This is a genomic window from Flavobacterium sp. KH_001, assembly GCF_057840745.1.
Genome location: NZ_CM174520.1, coordinates 3,487,461 through 3,503,968 on the forward strand (window position 1 = coordinate 3,487,461; position 16,508 = coordinate 3,503,968).

At 35.9% G+C, this 16,508-nt stretch carries 17 protein-coding genes; 2 read left to right on the top strand and 15 right to left on the bottom strand.

Annotated elements, in window-relative coordinates; translation table 11 throughout:
• Positions 1-12 precede the first annotated feature (12 nt).
• Positions 13-1,707 (top strand): hypothetical protein, encoded by a 1,695-nt coding sequence (locus tag AC3ITQ_RS15080; RefSeq protein WP_489234994.1) that lies wholly within the window; start codon positions 13-15, stop codon positions 1,705-1,707.
• Positions 1,708-2,150: 443 nt separating this feature from the next.
• Here the strand turns inward: AC3ITQ_RS15080 and AC3ITQ_RS15085 are convergent, their stop codons facing one another.
• From AC3ITQ_RS15085 to AC3ITQ_RS15130, 10 genes are all read right to left on the bottom strand, one after another.
• On the bottom strand, positions 2,151-2,552 hold the full coding sequence (locus tag AC3ITQ_RS15085; protein WP_074657897.1) for a response regulator: 402 nt from the start codon (positions 2,550-2,552) through the stop codon (positions 2,151-2,153).
• 1 nt (position 2,553) lies between these two features.
• Positions 2,554-3,813, bottom strand: coding sequence for a sensor histidine kinase (locus tag AC3ITQ_RS15090; protein ID WP_489234995.1), 1,260 nt, complete (start codon positions 3,811-3,813; stop codon positions 2,554-2,556).
• A 3-nt stretch (positions 3,814-3,816) separates the two neighbouring features.
• The gene (locus AC3ITQ_RS15095; RefSeq protein ID WP_072970964.1) at positions 3,817-4,116 is read right to left on the bottom strand and encodes a circadian clock KaiB family protein; all 300 of its coding nucleotides are present in this window, start codon (positions 4,114-4,116) and stop codon (positions 3,817-3,819) included.
• A gap of 4 nt (positions 4,117-4,120) precedes the next feature.
• Positions 4,121-4,417, bottom strand: coding sequence for a circadian clock KaiB family protein (locus AC3ITQ_RS15100; RefSeq protein WP_026985338.1), 297 nt, complete (start codon positions 4,415-4,417; stop codon positions 4,121-4,123).
• Positions 4,418-4,424: 7 nt separating this feature from the next.
• Positions 4,425-6,095 carry a circadian clock protein KaiC gene (gene kaiC / locus AC3ITQ_RS15105; RefSeq protein ID WP_489234996.1) on the bottom strand — a complete coding sequence of 557 codons (1,671 nt, stop codon included), beginning with the start codon at positions 6,093-6,095 and terminating at the stop codon, positions 4,425-4,427.
• 623 nt (positions 6,096-6,718) lie between these two features.
• Positions 6,719-7,528: an SDR family NAD(P)-dependent oxidoreductase gene (locus tag AC3ITQ_RS15110; RefSeq protein WP_489234997.1), complete on the bottom strand. Its 810-nt coding sequence runs from the start codon at positions 7,526-7,528 to the stop codon at positions 6,719-6,721.
• 444 nt (positions 7,529-7,972) lie between these two features.
• On the bottom strand, positions 7,973-8,560 hold the full coding sequence (locus tag AC3ITQ_RS15115) for a TetR/AcrR family transcriptional regulator (RefSeq protein WP_489234998.1): 588 nt from the start codon (positions 8,558-8,560) through the stop codon (positions 7,973-7,975).
• A gap of 524 nt (positions 8,561-9,084) precedes the next feature.
• Positions 9,085-9,690 carry a DNA-3-methyladenine glycosylase gene (locus tag AC3ITQ_RS15120; protein ID WP_489234999.1) on the bottom strand — a complete coding sequence of 202 codons (606 nt, stop codon included), beginning with the start codon at positions 9,688-9,690 and terminating at the stop codon, positions 9,085-9,087.
• 332 nt (positions 9,691-10,022) lie between these two features.
• Positions 10,023-10,250, bottom strand: coding sequence for a hypothetical protein (locus AC3ITQ_RS15125; protein WP_489235000.1), 228 nt, complete (start codon positions 10,248-10,250; stop codon positions 10,023-10,025).
• 25 nt (positions 10,251-10,275) lie between these two features.
• Positions 10,276-10,416, bottom strand: coding sequence for a hypothetical protein (locus tag AC3ITQ_RS15130; RefSeq protein ID WP_489235001.1), 141 nt, complete (start codon positions 10,414-10,416; stop codon positions 10,276-10,278).
• A gap of 998 nt (positions 10,417-11,414) precedes the next feature.
• Between AC3ITQ_RS15130 and AC3ITQ_RS15135 the strand changes: the two genes are divergently transcribed.
• Positions 11,415-12,107: a hypothetical protein gene (locus AC3ITQ_RS15135; protein WP_489235002.1), complete on the top strand. Its 693-nt coding sequence runs from the start codon at positions 11,415-11,417 to the stop codon at positions 12,105-12,107.
• A 66-nt stretch (positions 12,108-12,173) separates the two neighbouring features.
• Here the strand turns inward: AC3ITQ_RS15135 and AC3ITQ_RS15140 are convergent, their stop codons facing one another.
• The 5 genes from AC3ITQ_RS15140 to AC3ITQ_RS15160 all read right to left on the bottom strand — a co-directional run bounded on the left by AC3ITQ_RS15140 (position 12,174) and on the right by AC3ITQ_RS15160 (position 16,490).
• On the bottom strand, positions 12,174-12,557 hold the full coding sequence (locus tag AC3ITQ_RS15140; protein WP_489235003.1) for a DUF5367 family protein: 384 nt from the start codon (positions 12,555-12,557) through the stop codon (positions 12,174-12,176).
• Positions 12,558-12,563: 6 nt separating this feature from the next.
• Positions 12,564-13,406: an NAD(P)H-binding protein gene (locus tag AC3ITQ_RS15145; protein ID WP_489235004.1), complete on the bottom strand. Its 843-nt coding sequence runs from the start codon at positions 13,404-13,406 to the stop codon at positions 12,564-12,566.
• Between the two features lie 72 nt (positions 13,407-13,478).
• Positions 13,479-14,357 (bottom strand): helix-turn-helix domain-containing protein, encoded by an 879-nt coding sequence (locus AC3ITQ_RS15150; protein WP_489235005.1) that lies wholly within the window; start codon positions 14,355-14,357, stop codon positions 13,479-13,481.
• Positions 14,358-14,979: 622 nt separating this feature from the next.
• Positions 14,980-15,996 (bottom strand): FAD:protein FMN transferase, encoded by a 1,017-nt coding sequence (locus AC3ITQ_RS15155; protein ID WP_489235007.1) that lies wholly within the window; start codon positions 15,994-15,996, stop codon positions 14,980-14,982.
• An 8-nt stretch (positions 15,997-16,004) separates the two neighbouring features.
• Positions 16,005-16,490: a hypothetical protein gene (locus tag AC3ITQ_RS15160; protein WP_489235008.1), complete on the bottom strand. Its 486-nt coding sequence runs from the start codon at positions 16,488-16,490 to the stop codon at positions 16,005-16,007.
• Between the last annotated feature and the right edge of the window lie 18 nt (positions 16,491-16,508).

The window sequence follows — 16,508 nt, forward strand, 5'->3', positions numbered from 1 at the left end:
AAATAAAATTTATTGAATCAAATTAAAATGATTACTGCTAAATCAAATCCAAAAGAACAAAACGAATACGCCAAAAGCGTAAAAGGAGATCCTATATATATACTTGAAGCCGAAAGCGGTCGTAAAGGCTATTGGTGTATGGGCTGCGATGCAGAAATGGAAGCGGTTATTCAAAAGAAAAATACTCTTTATAAATCTTATTTTCGGCATATAGCAAAAGATGTAAAAAAGGGAGAAATCCCATGTACATTCAGTAATCAGGATTATAGGCACAACTTAGCAATTGACATTCTTCAAAGAACGAAACGAATAAAAGTGCCAAACTTATATAAATATGCATCAGACGGTAAAAGTGCAAAACTAATTCAAGAAGCTATTTTTGTCGAGGCAAATTCTGTAAAAAAAGAACTTTCATTTTATGAAGGTGATGATGGAGAAGTTCAGTTTGGAAAGAATCCTGATATCGACAATAAGAATTTATTGATTAGACCGGATGTAACATTCTTCGATATTCATGGAAAACCAATATTGCTTATCGAAATTGTTGTTTCCCACAAATTGAATGATGAAAAAAAAGCTAAAATAAGGCGTTTAGGAATTGATACTATTCAAATAGTAATTCCTAAAGATTCTCCGGAAAATATTGCTAAAAACTTTCTTGTAACCAAAAACACCAAATGGGTATTTAATCATGTCGAACAAAACACCAATTACTTTCAACTTCCCGCTGGAAATACAGAAGGAATTTCACAAATTGATGAACTCCAAATGGGACTTCTCACAGAATCTATCATTTGCCGAAAAAACCAAATTAGCAATCTTATACGGGCAATTACAAGATGTCTGGAATCGCAACGATACAGAAGTGTTGAACAACAATTTGAATCAAGCATATCAAGAGTTAAGGCAAGTACAGAAAGAACAAAACTGCAATTGGAACAATTACGAAGCCAATTTAGAACAGCAGTTGAAAACCGACATAGCCAATCGCTGGAATCTCTTGAACAAGCAGAAGGAGACTTTCAAGAATTCATTACAGAAACAGAGAAAAACTTATACGATGAATATTATCTCCAATACTCAGCAATTGAAGAACGATACAGCAACTTGGAAAGCCGATATATTGCAAAAAGAGAAACAATTGAAAGCGAAACAGCAATTATTAGCCAACAACTCGAACGCCGATACAATCTTGGAAAATCTGACGCAGACATTAGAAGACAATTTGAGCCTGAAAAGAGAAGAATTGAGAATGAAATCGCAGGTATTAAGCGAGAGCAGGGATACATTGAGGACGATACGGAACACGAATCAGAATTTGAGAGAAATTTTGAAGGAGAAAAGACTCGAATTGAAGAAGAAGGAAGACTCCTTGAACAAGAATTTGGAAAACTTGAGAACGAAGAACGCGAACGCTTTGAAACCTATAAAAGACAGTTTCAATCAGATACAACTGATGAAAGAAAACTCAGAAGTGCAATGGAAGATGAATTTAGAAGCGGATATCACTGGTTATACGAACAAATTGCTGAAAGAATTAACAAAAGAGATTACACAGGAAATGACCAATTGTCCCAAAGAATTGGAACAATACTTGAATTACGGGGATTATGTGACTGTTATTCAGCTCAACAACAAACTCTCGAAAGATGCCGAAAAGGAAGAGAAATTATTAAAAACGGATCTTATAAAGAATGGGATAGATAGTGAATGGTTTATGAATAATTTAAAATAACACCTGCAAAATTTAAGTCCAATTATAATTTTATATGGAAGAAATAATAAACCAAAATATACTGGAAGCTATTAAAAGAAATTGATCAATCTGGTGCTCGTCTGTGACGAGTACCTACATAAATTCAAATAGCAATCGTAGCGTTTGCAACGTGGCTATTTATAGACTTAATTTTAAACAAATCCCCAGCAAGAGCAATATGTTGAGTGGTCGTTCGAAAATCCCGAACAACAACATTTTTCGATTAATTCTCCTTCTTCAAAAATGTTTTTTAAATATAAACTCCCCTAGCCCCGATAGAAGCGTAAATCCTTTTGTGCCGGGGTTCGGCACAAAAGATTGCAGCGAATAGCGGGAAACAGCTCCTAATAAAAAAACGAGACCTTCTCTAAAAGAAACATCTCGTTTTATATTTTTATTCTTCAATACTACTTAAAATCGTCTTAGGGATTTCGGCGAAGGCCTCGTAGGAGTAGGGCTTAATGAGATAGCCTTTTACGCCCAGTACATCGCATTTTTGTTTGTAAGAAGGGTTTATGCTCGTGGAATAGACAAAGCAGGGAATGTTTTTGAGGTCGTTGTGGTTTAAAATTTCCTGCAGGGCTTCGATGCCGTTGAGTATGGGCATGTTAATATCGGTCAGGATTACGTCGGGGTTTTCGTTTGCCGCATTTTTTAGGAAATGGAGCAGTTCTTCGCCATTGGCTACGAGGCTCACTTTCGCAAAACTGGGGTTGTTGTTGAAGATTTCACGGATTACATCGGCATCGTCATCGTCATCTTCGGCAATTATGATATGAAGGTTTTTTTGCGGCATTTTATACAATTGGAAAGTAAAGATTAAAAGTTGTTCCTTCGTTCAGTGTGCTTTCGACAGTGATGTTTCCGGAGTGGTTTTCCATAATTTTTTTACAAATCGCGAGGCCAATACCGTTTCCGGAATATTCGTTTCGGGCATGGAGGCGCTGAAAAATCGTAAAAATCTTAAGAAGATGGCCGGACTCCATTCCAATACCGTTGTCCTTGATCTGAATCTTTACAAATTTACTATTTTGATTTGGTATTTCAACGTCTAAATCAGCTGCCTGAAAAATTTGTATTACGGGAGGCTTATCGGGCCTGCAATATTTAATGGCATTGGATATTAAATTGGAGAAAAGCTGGCGCATTTGCACGCGTGACGCTTTGATAACAGGGAGTTCGCCGGTTTTTATTTCGGCATTTCTGTCAGTAATCGTTACTTCAAGATCTTCTGTTACTTCGGCAATAACAGAGGCGAGATTAATTTCGGTGCGTTCTTCCTGTGCGGTATGCGAGGAGTATTGGACCAAATCATCAACCAGGGAATTGAGTCGCAAGACCGATAATTTTATGATTTCCATCGATCTGGCGTCTACTCCGTTTAAATAAGTACCGTCAATTTTTCCGTTGTGCATGACGATCTTACGCAGCGGTTCTTTTAAATCGTGCGAAATCACGTGAATGAATTCTTCCAAATTGCTGTTAATGCGGTTGAGCTCGTTGATTTTTCCTTCGAGTTCCTGCTGATGCCTGATTAAAGCTTCTTCGTGTTTTTTCTTTTCGGTTAAATCAATAACGATGATTCCAATCGCGTCTACAGACGGTTCAAGGTCTGTCAGCGAAATATAAGCCGTAAAGGTAGTAGGGGAGCCACCATCACTTTTAAAAAGGATTTCGTGCGTGCCCAATCCGTACTTTAAACCTTCAATGAGCGTTACAAATTGCGAGGCATTATCGAAATATTCCTGAAGGTAATTCCCAATGATTTTTTCTGAGGGCGTATTGACCAGTTTTGCAAAATAATCGTTGCAATATAAGATCAGGCCATTTTTGGCGATACTTAGTGCGCCCTGTCTGAATTTCTCGATCAGGAGTCGGTAGGTATAATCGGCTGTTTCCAGTGAGTACAGCTGTGGTGTTCCGTTGGTGTTGACCACAAGGGCATCAACATCTCCTTCTTTTATGGCATCAATGATACTGTTTGATTCGTAAAGCTGTTGCTTTAACGATTCAATTTCTGCCAATAAGGAGTCAATATTTTTATCGTTTACTATCAAATTCTATTCACTTAAATTAAGTATTCTCAATACCTTTTCCTTATCTGACAAATCGCCTAAAATGATTCGCCTAGGAGCGGGCTGTATTTTTATTAAAGTTGGGATCGCTACAATTTGATGTATGACGGCCTGTTCTGTATCCCGGCTAATATCTATGATTTCCAGTTCATAGTTTTCGCGGAGGTGCTTGTCGCATATTTTGCGTAAATTTTCGATAGCATGTCCTGATTTAACAGACATACCCGAAACAAAAAGCATGAACTTATGTTTGGTTGTACTTGTCCCATCAGCTGAATTATCCATTTTTTTAAGTGTTTAAGGGTTTAATATTAAGCCCTACAAGTACTCTTTCCTCATTCGAAAGATCGCCAATGATCTTGCGAATAGGTTCGGGAAATTTTCTGACTAAGGTTGGTACCGCCAAAATCTGATCACCTTCGGCCAATTGGGGATTCTTCAGCAAATCGATAATTTCGATGCTGTATTTCCCGGCCAGGTGTTCTTCTGCGTACTTTTTTATGTTTTCAAGCGCCTTGATCGATTTTGGTGTTTGACCTGCTATATAGAGCAGTAACTGCCATTCGGCTACGACTTCTTTTTTCATCTTGTTGTTATTTTTTCTTAGAAAATGATGCCTGTAATTCTTCTGTGGCTTTCAGGGAGCTTAATTCTTCCTGTGCCGATTCGAATTCGTTTCTAAGTGCTTCTATATTGGCTTCTAGAACTCTGCGTTTACGTTCAATTTCTCTGTCTTTACGACTAATTTCGTTCTGAAGCTTAATATCTGATATTGTTTTCTTAAATTTCTGCGTTTGTCTTGCTGTACCGGTCAGGATGCCATTTGGACCTAATTCTACATCCAGCAATTCGATTCCTTTACTGGTAATCACAAATTCCCTAACCTGATTGGAATGTCCCATTCCTCTTGCTTTAATAATAAAGATCCCGCGGTTTCTTTCGCCAATGCCTTCCATATCGCGCACCGTAATCCAGGTATCAACTAATGACGATACGGATTCTTCAGCCAAATCGGGTCTGAAATTATCGGTCTGTTTATTTAAAGACGTAAAAAGAGCGGTTATATTGTGTGCTTTCAGCATATCAATAAGCCTTACGAGCATCGAACGTACTTCGTGTTCGCTTCCTACCGTGATCAAATTACTGATAGGATCAATAATGATGGTAGTGGGCTGAAACTCTTTAATTAGTTTTCTAAGCGTAAGCAAATGCAATTCTAGTCCGTTCAATGAAGGACGAGAAGAATGGATCTGCAATGTTCCTTTTTTGATGTGTTTTTGAAGATCGATACCAATCGATCTCATATTACGCACCAATTGCTGTGGCGATTCTTCAAAGGCGAAATAGATCGTTTTTTCGTTTTTTTCGCATTGTTCATTGGCAAAATAACAGGCCACGGTTGTTTTTGCTGTTCCGGCTGTTCCTGAAACTAAAATATTGCTTCCGCGAAAAAAACCGCCACCCTGAAACATATCGTTTAAGCCCGGAACTCCGGTTGAAACTACATCAGAGCTGACTTCATTATCCAGTTTTAAAGATGTAATAGGTAATACTGAAATTCCCTCTTCGTCAATCAAAAACGGATATTCGTTGGTACCGTGCGTAGATCCTCTGTATTTTACGATTCGGAGTCTTCTCGTCGAAACCTGTTCGATAACACGATGATCGAGTACAATAACGCAGTCTGACACGTATTCTTCTAAGCCCTGACGGGTAAGGGTTGCTTCGCCGCGTTCGCCGGTTATAATGGCTGTTACGCCTTTGGTTTTTAGCCAATGGAATAAGCGACGCAGTTCGGCACGGAGAATCGCCTGATTGTCCAGACCTGCAAATAAGGATTCAATAGTATCCAATACCACACGTGTTGCTTTTATAGAATCGATGGCATAACCTAATCTGATGAATAAACCATCCAGATCGTATTCGCCTGCTTCTTCAATTTCTGATCGCTCTACGCGCACGTGATCGACTACGAGTTTTTTGTCTTTTTTTAGTTTTTCAATGTCGAAACCTAGTGATTTGACATTTAAGGTAAGGTCGTCCGACGGCTCTTCAAAAGACATAAAGACCCCGGTTTCGTTATGATCGGTGATTCCTTTTATCAGGAATTGCATTGACATTAATGTTTTCCCACAGCCAGCACCTCCGCAGATTAAAGTAGGGCGCCCTTTTGGGAATCCTCCATTTGTAATCTCGTCCAGTCCGTCTACTCCGGTTGGAGTTTTGGGGAATATAAAACTTGGTGTTTTTGTTTTTTTTTGCACTTTATTTAAATATACTGTTTACTCAAATATACGGTTTCTTACAGAATTAGCGATTAGTTTTTATTGAAAATTTAACAGCTGTTTAAAGAAAATGTCAATAATTACGGGAAAATAAGGGTTTTTGTTGCTTTTAAATTGAAAATGGAGTTAATTTTTTGAGATTGTTGATAGGGTTTGTGGTGGGGATTATGTAAGATTTTAGAGGGAAGATGTAATGTTAATTTTGAGATGTTAGAAGGAAGAGACAAGATGCAAGAGGCAAGAATTTAGAAAATAGAAAATAGAAAATAGAATATAGAAAATAGAGTATAGAAAATGGAAAATAGAGTATAGAAAATGGAAAATAGAAGAAAGAGGCAAGATGCAAGATGCAAGAATTTAGAATATAGAAAATGGAAAATAGAAGAAAGAGGTAAGAAGCAAGATTTGAAATTTAAACTTTGATTTATAACCGGTTTAAGAAATATTCTATTTTAAGAAATAATCTAATATAAAAACTGCGGCTTAAATTGAAACCTGAAACCTGAAACCTGAAACCTGAAACAAAACAAACTAAAACCAAAAAAACGAGACCATTTCCTAAAAAGAAACAATCTCGTTTTGCAATCAACTTAAAAAAAAAATTATCCGTGTGCTGCTACAGAAACGTCATTCCATTCTTCCCAGGTGGCTAGTTTTTGTTCGTAGGCATGTTTGGCGAATGGTAAGGCTACTTTTCCTAAGAATAGGCGTAGAGGAGGGTTTTCGGCTTCGACTAGTTTGATGATGGCTGGTACTGTGGCGTTGATTTGTCCGAAAGTGTCGGGGTCATGTCCTTCTGCAATCGCTTTTTTAAGTCCGTCGTAAGCTTCAATTTTTTCGCTGTTGAATCCGTTACCCCAGATATCGGTGAAATAACCGTTTGGTTCTACTAGAGTCACGTTGATTCCGAATTGTTTTACTTCCTGAGATAGGGTTTCAGTAAGACCTTCAACCGCAAATTTAGAGGCATTGTAAAGACCTAAAACCGGTAAAGTGGTGATTCCTAAAATTGAAGAAACCTGAATAATATGACCGCTTTGTTGTTTTCTCATTATCGGTAAAACGGCTTGTGTTAACCATAAAGTTCCGAAGAAATTGGTTTCGAATTGTGCTCTTGCTTCTTGCTCGCTAGCTTCTTCAACTGCACCGTTTAAAGCGTAACCGGCATTGTTGATTAGGATATCAATGGTTCCGAAATGTTGGTGTACTTTTTCTACTACTGCTAAAGATTCTGCGCGATTGTTTACGTCGAGTTTAAGAGGTAAAATAGCGTCTCCGTATTGTGCTTTTAAGTCGGCCAGGGTATCGATATTTCTTGCTGTTGCAGCTACCTTGTATCCTTTTGCTAAAAATGCTTCTGCCCAGGCTCTTCCGAATCCTTTTGATGCTCCTGAAATTAAGATTGTTTTCATGATAATTGTGAGTTTTTAATTGTAAGTTTTTAATTGTGAATTGTTAATGGTGAATTGTGAGTTGTTAATGGTGAATTGTGAATTGCTTTGTGAATAATTTTAAACACATAGAGACATAGTTTTACTTTGGCTTAAAAAGGATGTGGAAAGAAACTAGTTTCTCACACATAGCTTTGTGTTTTTATGGAATTAAAAATTTAGATTTAAAAGTAAAAATCTGCTCAATCTGCTGAATCTGCGAGAAATATCTAATCTATTGCTCATGTGTTTTTTTAATAAATGAAATGTCTTTTGTGCGTTTGCAAAGCCTATGATTCTATGTGTTTAAATTTTTATTTATTTGTATTGTTACCTTAGTTACCTATTAATCTTAGCACCTTAGCCCCTCAGAACCTCAGAACCTTTAAAAAGTGACCGAAAGGTCATTTTTTTAACAAAAAAAAATTAGAGAGTGTTTTCCTCTATAGTTTTTTTGAGGGTTTTCACGATGATTTGCATCTTATCGTTGTTGTCTGACATTCTTGAAATTAGATGACCGCCTTCCATCATAGCGAAAATTACGGTGGCAAAATCTCCGGCATTCCAGTCTGGTTTAAATTCTCCGTTGGCGATACCTTTTTTGATGCTGTTTTCCAGTAATTGCTGATTGTATTTTATTCCCTGATTGATTTTTTCTTTTACAACAGGATTGGTGTCATCTGCTTCTGTTCCGAAATTCAATAACGGACAACCTCCGGTTAGGGGCGGGTTTACGGCATTGCTGAAAAAATCGATATAGGTGAATAGTTCTTCTTTCGCTGTTTTACTTTGGCTGATTTTTGCCATCAGTTTATCGCCTAATACTTTCATATTGTGATCTACGGCAGCGCAGGCCAGAACTTCTTTGTTCTCAAAGTGAACGTACATGCTGCCTTTGGACAATTTGGTCGCTTCCATAATATCGCTCATGGAAGTTGCTGCGATCCCTTTTGTGTTAAAGATGGGTGCTGCTTTATCGATGATGAATTGTCTGGTTTCTTCTCCCTTTGCCATGATAGCTTTTATTTTACTCTGCAAATATATGACCGATTGGTCAGTTATGCAAATTTTTTATGATTTATTTGTGATTGCGTGAACTATGAAATGCGAAATGGTACACGGATGACGCGGATTTAGGCGGGTTTGCGCTGGTTTTTTTTTGCCGCGGATTGCACGGATTTTAATGGATTTATTTCTTTGGCTTAAAATTGTTTCACGCAGATTTTGCAGATTTGGGCAGATTTACTGGGATTTTTTTGCCATGGAGTATATGGATTTATTGATTTTTTTCTTTTGCTATAAATTTTGTTCTCGCAGATTATGCAGATTTGGCAGATGAAATCATTCTAATCTGTGAATCCCGATAGCTATAGGGAGTGGCAAAACTTATCAAAAAATAATCAGCGGAAACCAGTCAAATCCGTTCAATTCGTGGGCGATTTCCACTATAAATAAAATCAATAGTAGTTTGTTAAGTATTTGTAATTCTTGTTATTAGTGGTGTATTGTTAAATTTTTTCTTTAATGTACTTTTTCGTTTAGATCTTATTAGGTTTGCTGACGTAATTGTTGCCTTTTATGAAAAATCTCCAGGGTAAAAAGGCGTCTTCCTGCGCGTATTCGACACCTACTCTCGGGGTTGCGGCTATGTCATTTTCTTTGTATCGGATGCCGTGATCTTCTATCCAGATTTCTTCTCCGCCTAAATCTTTTTGATTAAAAGTCTTGTCAATTCCTAAAGCTTTAGCCGCAGAACCCGGACCCGATGAAATAGCGCTTTTAGTGATCGGCATATTACGTCGTAATTCCATTGTTTCTGTGCCAATCAGGGGCTCAATAGCCCGTATGAGCACAGCATGCGGTTCATTTTTAACGGAAGTTACGATATTGAATAAGTGATGAATGCCATAACATAAGTACACATAGGAGACACCGCCTTCGCTGTACATGATTTCGGTTCGGTTGGTACGTCGGCCGCCGTAGGCATGAGAGGCTTTGTCTATTTCGCCACAGTAGGCTTCAGTTTCGACAATTACGCCTGCTGTTATTTGTCCTTGGATTTGAGTGAATAGCACTTTTCCGAGCAAATCTTTGGCCAGAAAAAGGACGTCTTTATGAAGATAATACGATAATGGTAATTTCAAAATAACTTAATTTAATACTTTAGTAAATCATTTTTAATTATATGATATTTAGCTTTTTATTGGACAAATAAAAACTTGTTTTAGCTTAGTTTTTTTCTAAAATAGCTTTATTTTGGATTTGCATTTTAAGGATTAAAAATAAAGAAGCTCAATTAAACAATTGAGCTTCTTTATGAAATAAATTTCAAAAATTAATTAGGACTTAAAGGATGCGTTAATATACCTGCATTCTTTTTTAGGACAATTTGTTTTTCAAGTTTCAAGTTTCAAGTTTCAGGTTTCAAGTTTCAGGTTGCTTTACTTTGAGCGTAGTTTACTCGCTAAGATTATATTCAGGAATCAGATTTGTCTTTTTTATCGAAATCTTCATCTGAAAAATTTTTAAGATCTTCATCTAAAGCGTCATCAAGAACATCATCAGGATCTTTGTCGAGTTCGGTTTCTAAGTCCTGTTTTAATCTTTTGTTTCTCTTTTTTTTACTGACAGAATGGATTAACTGTTCTTCCGGGTGAAAATTGCGATCGTCCAGACCGAAATCTTCGTTGATTTCTCTTGGCATAATCTAAAGGTTTTATGGGTATTAATTATTTATTCATCGGAACTGATTTCCTTGTCTCAATACTGGACTTCTCATTACTTCTGGCGGAAGTGCTCATCATTTTAGTTTTTTTAGCAGATGTTCTGGTACTGTTTTCAACGTTATTTTTCTGGTTTGAAATATTCATCTCATTGCTTTTAAAAAATTAATAGATACAAATCTAAAACAGATCACAAATATAAATTTATACTTTTTTTGTTTTTAATTGTATTATTGTTAGGTAGTTAAGTATTTGTTTGTGTCTAACAAAGCTAGTGATTTTGTAGATGTATATCTACAAAAAGGGTTGCATTTTACTTCTATTCTAAATTTGAGGTTTCAATTTATAATATGAAACAGACTTAACTTACAATTTGTTTTTTTTTAATGCTATTCCGACATAACTTTATACTGTTCTTAATTTCTTGAGAATTTGATTTCTGTTTTTATCAGGGTGTTTTGGAGTCTTAATTTCAACAATTTAAAAAATTAGATCGTATGGCTGTTCCTAAAGAGTTATATAATGCCAAATTCGTTGATTATATTGAATCACTTAAGATTTTATATTTAGTAGACGACAAGTTTAAAATGATTTGTGATGACTATTGTAAGACCAGGCTGAAAGCTGATAAGTTTAAGAAAAAATTCGAAAAGCATTTTCAGCATAAACTGGAATGTGATAATTTGTCGAAAGAATTAGAAGATGAGATATTGATTTATCTTATCCGGAAGGGGTAGTTGGGGAAGAGAGAGGCAAGAGGCAAGAGAATAGAGTATAGAGAATAGAGTATAGAGAATAGAGAATAGAGAATAGAGGATAGAGAATAGAGTATAGAGAATAGAGTATAGAGTATAGAGTATAGAGTATAGAGTATAGAGTATAGAGAATAGATTATAGAAAATGGAGTATAGAAAATGGAGTATAGAAGATAAATTATAGAAAATAGACTTTCGATGTTCGGGTGTTGCTATGAAAAAATAATTAGAAAATATCTTAAAAACAAAAGCTCCTGATGTAGGAGCTTTGTTTTTTTATAGTGTTCACTAGATTACTGTTTAATAAACTGCGGGATTTTATATACAGATAGGTTTCATTTTTGTGTTACCTAATACAAAATATCAGTTATTAATTTAATTCGATGCGATATGATAACAAATAACCGAATGAGAATAGGTGCGGCCGTTGTAGCGATCATTTATATTTTAGTTCAGACCTTTCAATGGTGGGTTTTTGCAAAAGTACCCGAAACAGGAAATGTAATTACTGATTTCTTGAATGGCGGAAACAAACTCAATATTTACCGATCCTGGCTGATGCTATTGAGTATGTTTGGACTCTTGTATTTATTTTTCACGATTTGTTTTGATGATTTTAGGCAGGATAAAGGCTGGCGGATTCTTGCTTTTATAGGCTTTTTTATTTTTTGTTTGTTAGAGCTATTTATCCGTTCGATTGAATTGTTTTTTGTGCAGGGTTATTTAGTTGACACTTATGCAACGGCAAATAGTGCAGATCGGGAAGCTATTATTAAAACAGTTACGTCGCTACAACAGGTTTGGTGGGCACTGTATTTTCCGTTAGGACTTTCTCAATTGTTAGGAAGTATTATTTTAGCGGGTTTGTATTTAAAATCAACAGGAATTGATCGTCTGATCAAAGTTGTTTTTATAATCAACAGTTGCCGATTGTTTCTGCGAATGCTCGATTCCTATCTCGATATTAATATTCTGGGTATAAGTACTTTATTGAACAATGAATTATACTTGCCATTGGTGATCATTATGTTTGGATTGAAGGCTGTTTGGCTGGTCAAATCGCCACTTAAAGAACCGTCCTGATTTTTGTTAGTATTGCTTTGGATTTATATGAAAATAAAATACGCCAGATTGACTCTGGCGTATTTTTTAATTTATTTTGATGTTCTTTCTCCAGTAAAAATAAACCGTAAAAACAGTTATCAAAACGAAAATCCATAAAACGGGACTGCTGAAGAAACTTTGATAATTTCTGCCATTCGGAATTTCAACAAAAGGAACTGTGATCAAAACATCCAATAAGAAAGCTGTTCCGGAGATTAAGATTCCTGTTGTAATGCCGTTCGTTCGATATCCTTTTTTATAATAAAATTGAGCCGCCAGAAAAGCATAAAATGAAATGCAAATCATAACAATTAACGCTTGCGCGGAAAAGGAATTTTCTAGTGACGGAATCAATTCTAAAACATAGAAAGATAAACTAACACAGATCCAAACGAATAATCCTGCTAGTATGCCTCTCAGATAAACCATTTCGATTTAATTTTGAGGCACAGTCTGATTCCAAACTCCGGTTTTGGCCGTTTCTAAAGCATAAGCGGAGAAATCTTTAGCTTTTCTGTCCAAAACCTTTTCTATATCCGTGGTAATGGATGAATTTCGGCCATCTAAAACCTGTTCAAATAAATAATTTACCAGCCAAATATTATCTTCGGGAACCTGATATTCTCTCAACATCTGGATATATTCTTCTAAAGTTAAAGATTGAAAAGCTATATCTCGATTGGTAGCTTTTGCAATTTCGACAATAACTTCCTTGAAAGTCAATAATCTTGGCCCTGTAAGTTCGTAGGTTTGTCCGTTGTGTTTGTCATCTAAAAGTGAAGCAACGATGACATCCGCAATATCATCCGCATCTGTAAAAGGTTCTAATGCTTCGGCTCTTGGTAATGCAACGTAACCTGCTAATATTGGCTCCAGAAAGAAGCTTTCACTAAAGTTTTGATTGAACCAGCTTGCTCGTACGATTGTCCATTCTTTGGCATTGGTTTTTACTATTTCTTCACAAACTTGCGCTTCTTTTTCACCTCTTCCGGAAAGTAAGACCATTTTCTGAACGCCCATTTGCGTTGCTAAGCCACTAAAAAGTTGGATAGCGGTTGTTGCGGATGGAATGGCCAAATCGGGCTGATAACTGATATAAACGGCATCTATGTCCTGAAGTGCCGCTTGCCAGGTTTCTGGTTTTTCCCAGTCAAAAGGAATGGCAGCCGATCTTGAACCTGCGCGAACTTCAATATCAGTATTATTTTCTAATCTTTCCAATACTCTGCGTCCTGTTTTTCCGTTGGCTCCCAAGACTAAAATCTTTGTAGTTTTCATATCAATTCGTTTTAAGTGATTAACTGATACAAATTTGGGCCGATTAGAACGAAATCATTTGTCGGAAAAGAATTAAGATTTGTTTGAAAAGAATTGTTGTTTGACATCATTCGGTCGTGTCCCGAATTTAGTATAAAATGCATTCGAGAAAGAACTCAAACTTTCATAACCCACTTCCCAAGCCGATTCCTGTACGGTTTTTTCGCTGTCGCGGAGTAATTCATAGGCTTTATGCAATCTTTCTTCCTGAATGTATTTGAAAACCGGAATGCCAAAAAGCTCTTTAAAATTCTTTTTCAGTTTATTGCTGTTGAGGCCAACCATCTTGGATAATTCGGTAATCGATGGCGGTTTGGAATAATGTGTAGTTACAATTTCCTTAGCATGAAAAAGTTTGTTTTTATCGTATTCAGATAAATCTCCTTTTTTCTCTGTGGTTAGCAAGGCAAAAAAATGAGCCAAAAGTTCATTAACCTGACTTTTTAAAAACAGCAATCGGGTAGTGCCGGTGTACGATGTATTGAAGATTTTCTGAACGGCCTGTTGCATATCCAACGTCATATAAAATGCCGGACCTTTTACAAAATGTTCTTTTGGATGCATCAAATCAGAAAGATGGTTTTCGAAGATTTCTTTTTCAGCCTTAGGCAACGAGTTAATGTATTTAAGTTTGGCGAAGACACTTATCGATTGCAAAGGTCTATCCGGTTCAATTTTATGGGCAAATTCCACTTTCTGATTTCCGAAGAAACAAATCGCTAAACCGGTAGTATTCGTCAGGTATTTGGTTTGATTGTTATGTTTGATTTCCAATTCGACATTGCCAGAACCATAGAAAGCAAAACCAATGGAATCGCCGTCAATTTCGCATTTCTCCACTACTGTTTTTGTCGCGTAAGACTGCTCAATCAAAACAATAAAATCATTTACTTCTAAAATATCTGTTGTCATACTAAATCAGGATCTTTTGATAAAAGTATGAAAAGTTGCTGTTTAAGGAATTAAAAATTTAGAATTAAAAATTAAAAATCTGTTGAATCTGCTTAAATCTTTTTAAATCTGCGTGAGAAAAAATTAAACACATAGAAACATAGTTTTTGTGTCTCAAAAGAAGGTAATGGAAAGAAACTAGTTTCTAACACATAGCTATGTGTTTTAAGGAATTAAAAATCTGCAGAATCTGCAGAATCTGCGTGAGAAAAAATTAAACACATAGAAACATAGTTTTTGTGTCTCAAAAGAAGGTAATGGAAAGAAACTAGTTTCTCACACATAGCGATGTGTTTTTTAAGGAATTAAAAATTAAAAATCTGCCGAATGTGCTAAATCTGCGTGAGAAAAAAATTAAACACATAGAAACATAGTTTTTGTGCCTAAAAAGAAGGTAATGGAAAGAAACTAGTTTCTAACATATAGCGATGTGTTTTTTAAGGAATTAAAAATCTGTTGAATCTGCTTAAATCTTTTTAAATCTGCGTGAAAAAAATTATACACATAGCTATGTGTTTTTAGACAAATGAAATGCCTTTTTTAAGCGTTTACAAAGTCTATGTCTCTATGTGTTTAAAATAACCTAGTTTTTCAAATGAAATTTAGTCTTATTAAAATTCTTCGATTTAATAATTTTCCCTTTATCCGTAATCATAATCCAGCGGTATTCGGGATATTGATTAATCAGTTTGATTCCGGCTTCTTTTCCCAGAACCATGATCGAAGTGCTAAATCCATTGGCTGTTTCGGCATTGGGACCAAAAACAGAAACGCTGCAAAGTCCGGTAGAAGGATATCCGGTCGCAGGATTGATGATATGAGAATATCGTTTCCCATCTAAAACTACAAATTTTTCATAGCTCCCTGAAGTCGTTACAGCGCCATCGTGCAACGGAACAACGGCAAAAAGTTTATCGGTCTGAAAAGGATTCGTCATGCCAATGTTCCAGTCTTTGCCATTCGGTTGTTTTCCCCAAACCGTCATATCGCCGGTCGCATTTACAATTCCGGCTTTTATGCCTTTGGAAAGCATTATATCTTTGCATTTATTGGTGGCATATCCTTCACCCAAAGCGCCAAATCCAATTTTCATTCCCTTTAATTTCAGGAAAATGGTTGATTGTGTGCTGTCTAAAATGATGTTTTTGTAACCGACTTTCTCTACTGATTTTTTTATGGCTTCCGCCGAAGGCATTTCGGTCATCGAGCCGTCAAATTTCCAGATGCGATCCATTGCAGCAAAACTAATATCGAAAGCGCCATTGGTAATTTCAGAAAAATGAAGGGCTCTTTGTGTCAATTCAAAAACTTCTCTATCGACTTTTACAGGACGAATTCCCGCATTCTGATTGACTTCTGAAACTTGTGAAGTGGGTTTCCAGTCCGAAATAAGGTTTTCGATTCTGGTGATTTCGGCAATAATTTCATCAATGGATTTTTCTGCTGCCAAAGAATCGTCTGCTACAATCGAAATATCAAATCGGCCTCCCATAAGCATAGTTGTTCTTTTTCGTAAAGTTTGGGCTTCAGCATTGAAACTGCAAACCAGTACCAAAAGGAACAGCAATGGATTGAAATGGGATTTGTATTTAAACTGCATAGTAGTAGTTATGTTTTATTTTCTTTTTTATAATTTAGGAATCTTCCAAAATAGGTTGTTTCAATTACTACCTTATCATTTGATTTTAGGTCATTATATTTAAAGCTGTTGCTAAAAAATAATAAATGATATGAATTGAATATGATAATTCTAAATCGCTTAAATATTTTTAATTTAACGATAACTGTGGCTTTCTTTTCTGTTTTATAACCTTTTAGAATTTCGATTTTCTTTATAGGTAAATTCAATATTGATAAAACAACAAGAGGTAGAAAAAACACTTGCATGTCAATAACTGCATTTATGTATTCTTCAGTGTTTTGGGGAATATTTATTGGTTTTCTTCTCCAACCGTAATATGGATAAAGAAATGAATATGCACATACAAATATAGTTATTGCATATAACACTGAATACCAATCATTGCTGAACCTGAAAAGATTGATTCTTTTAATTTTAGAAATATCTTCTTTGGTAAGTACTTTTTTACTCATTTTGGTATTGTAAAGAAT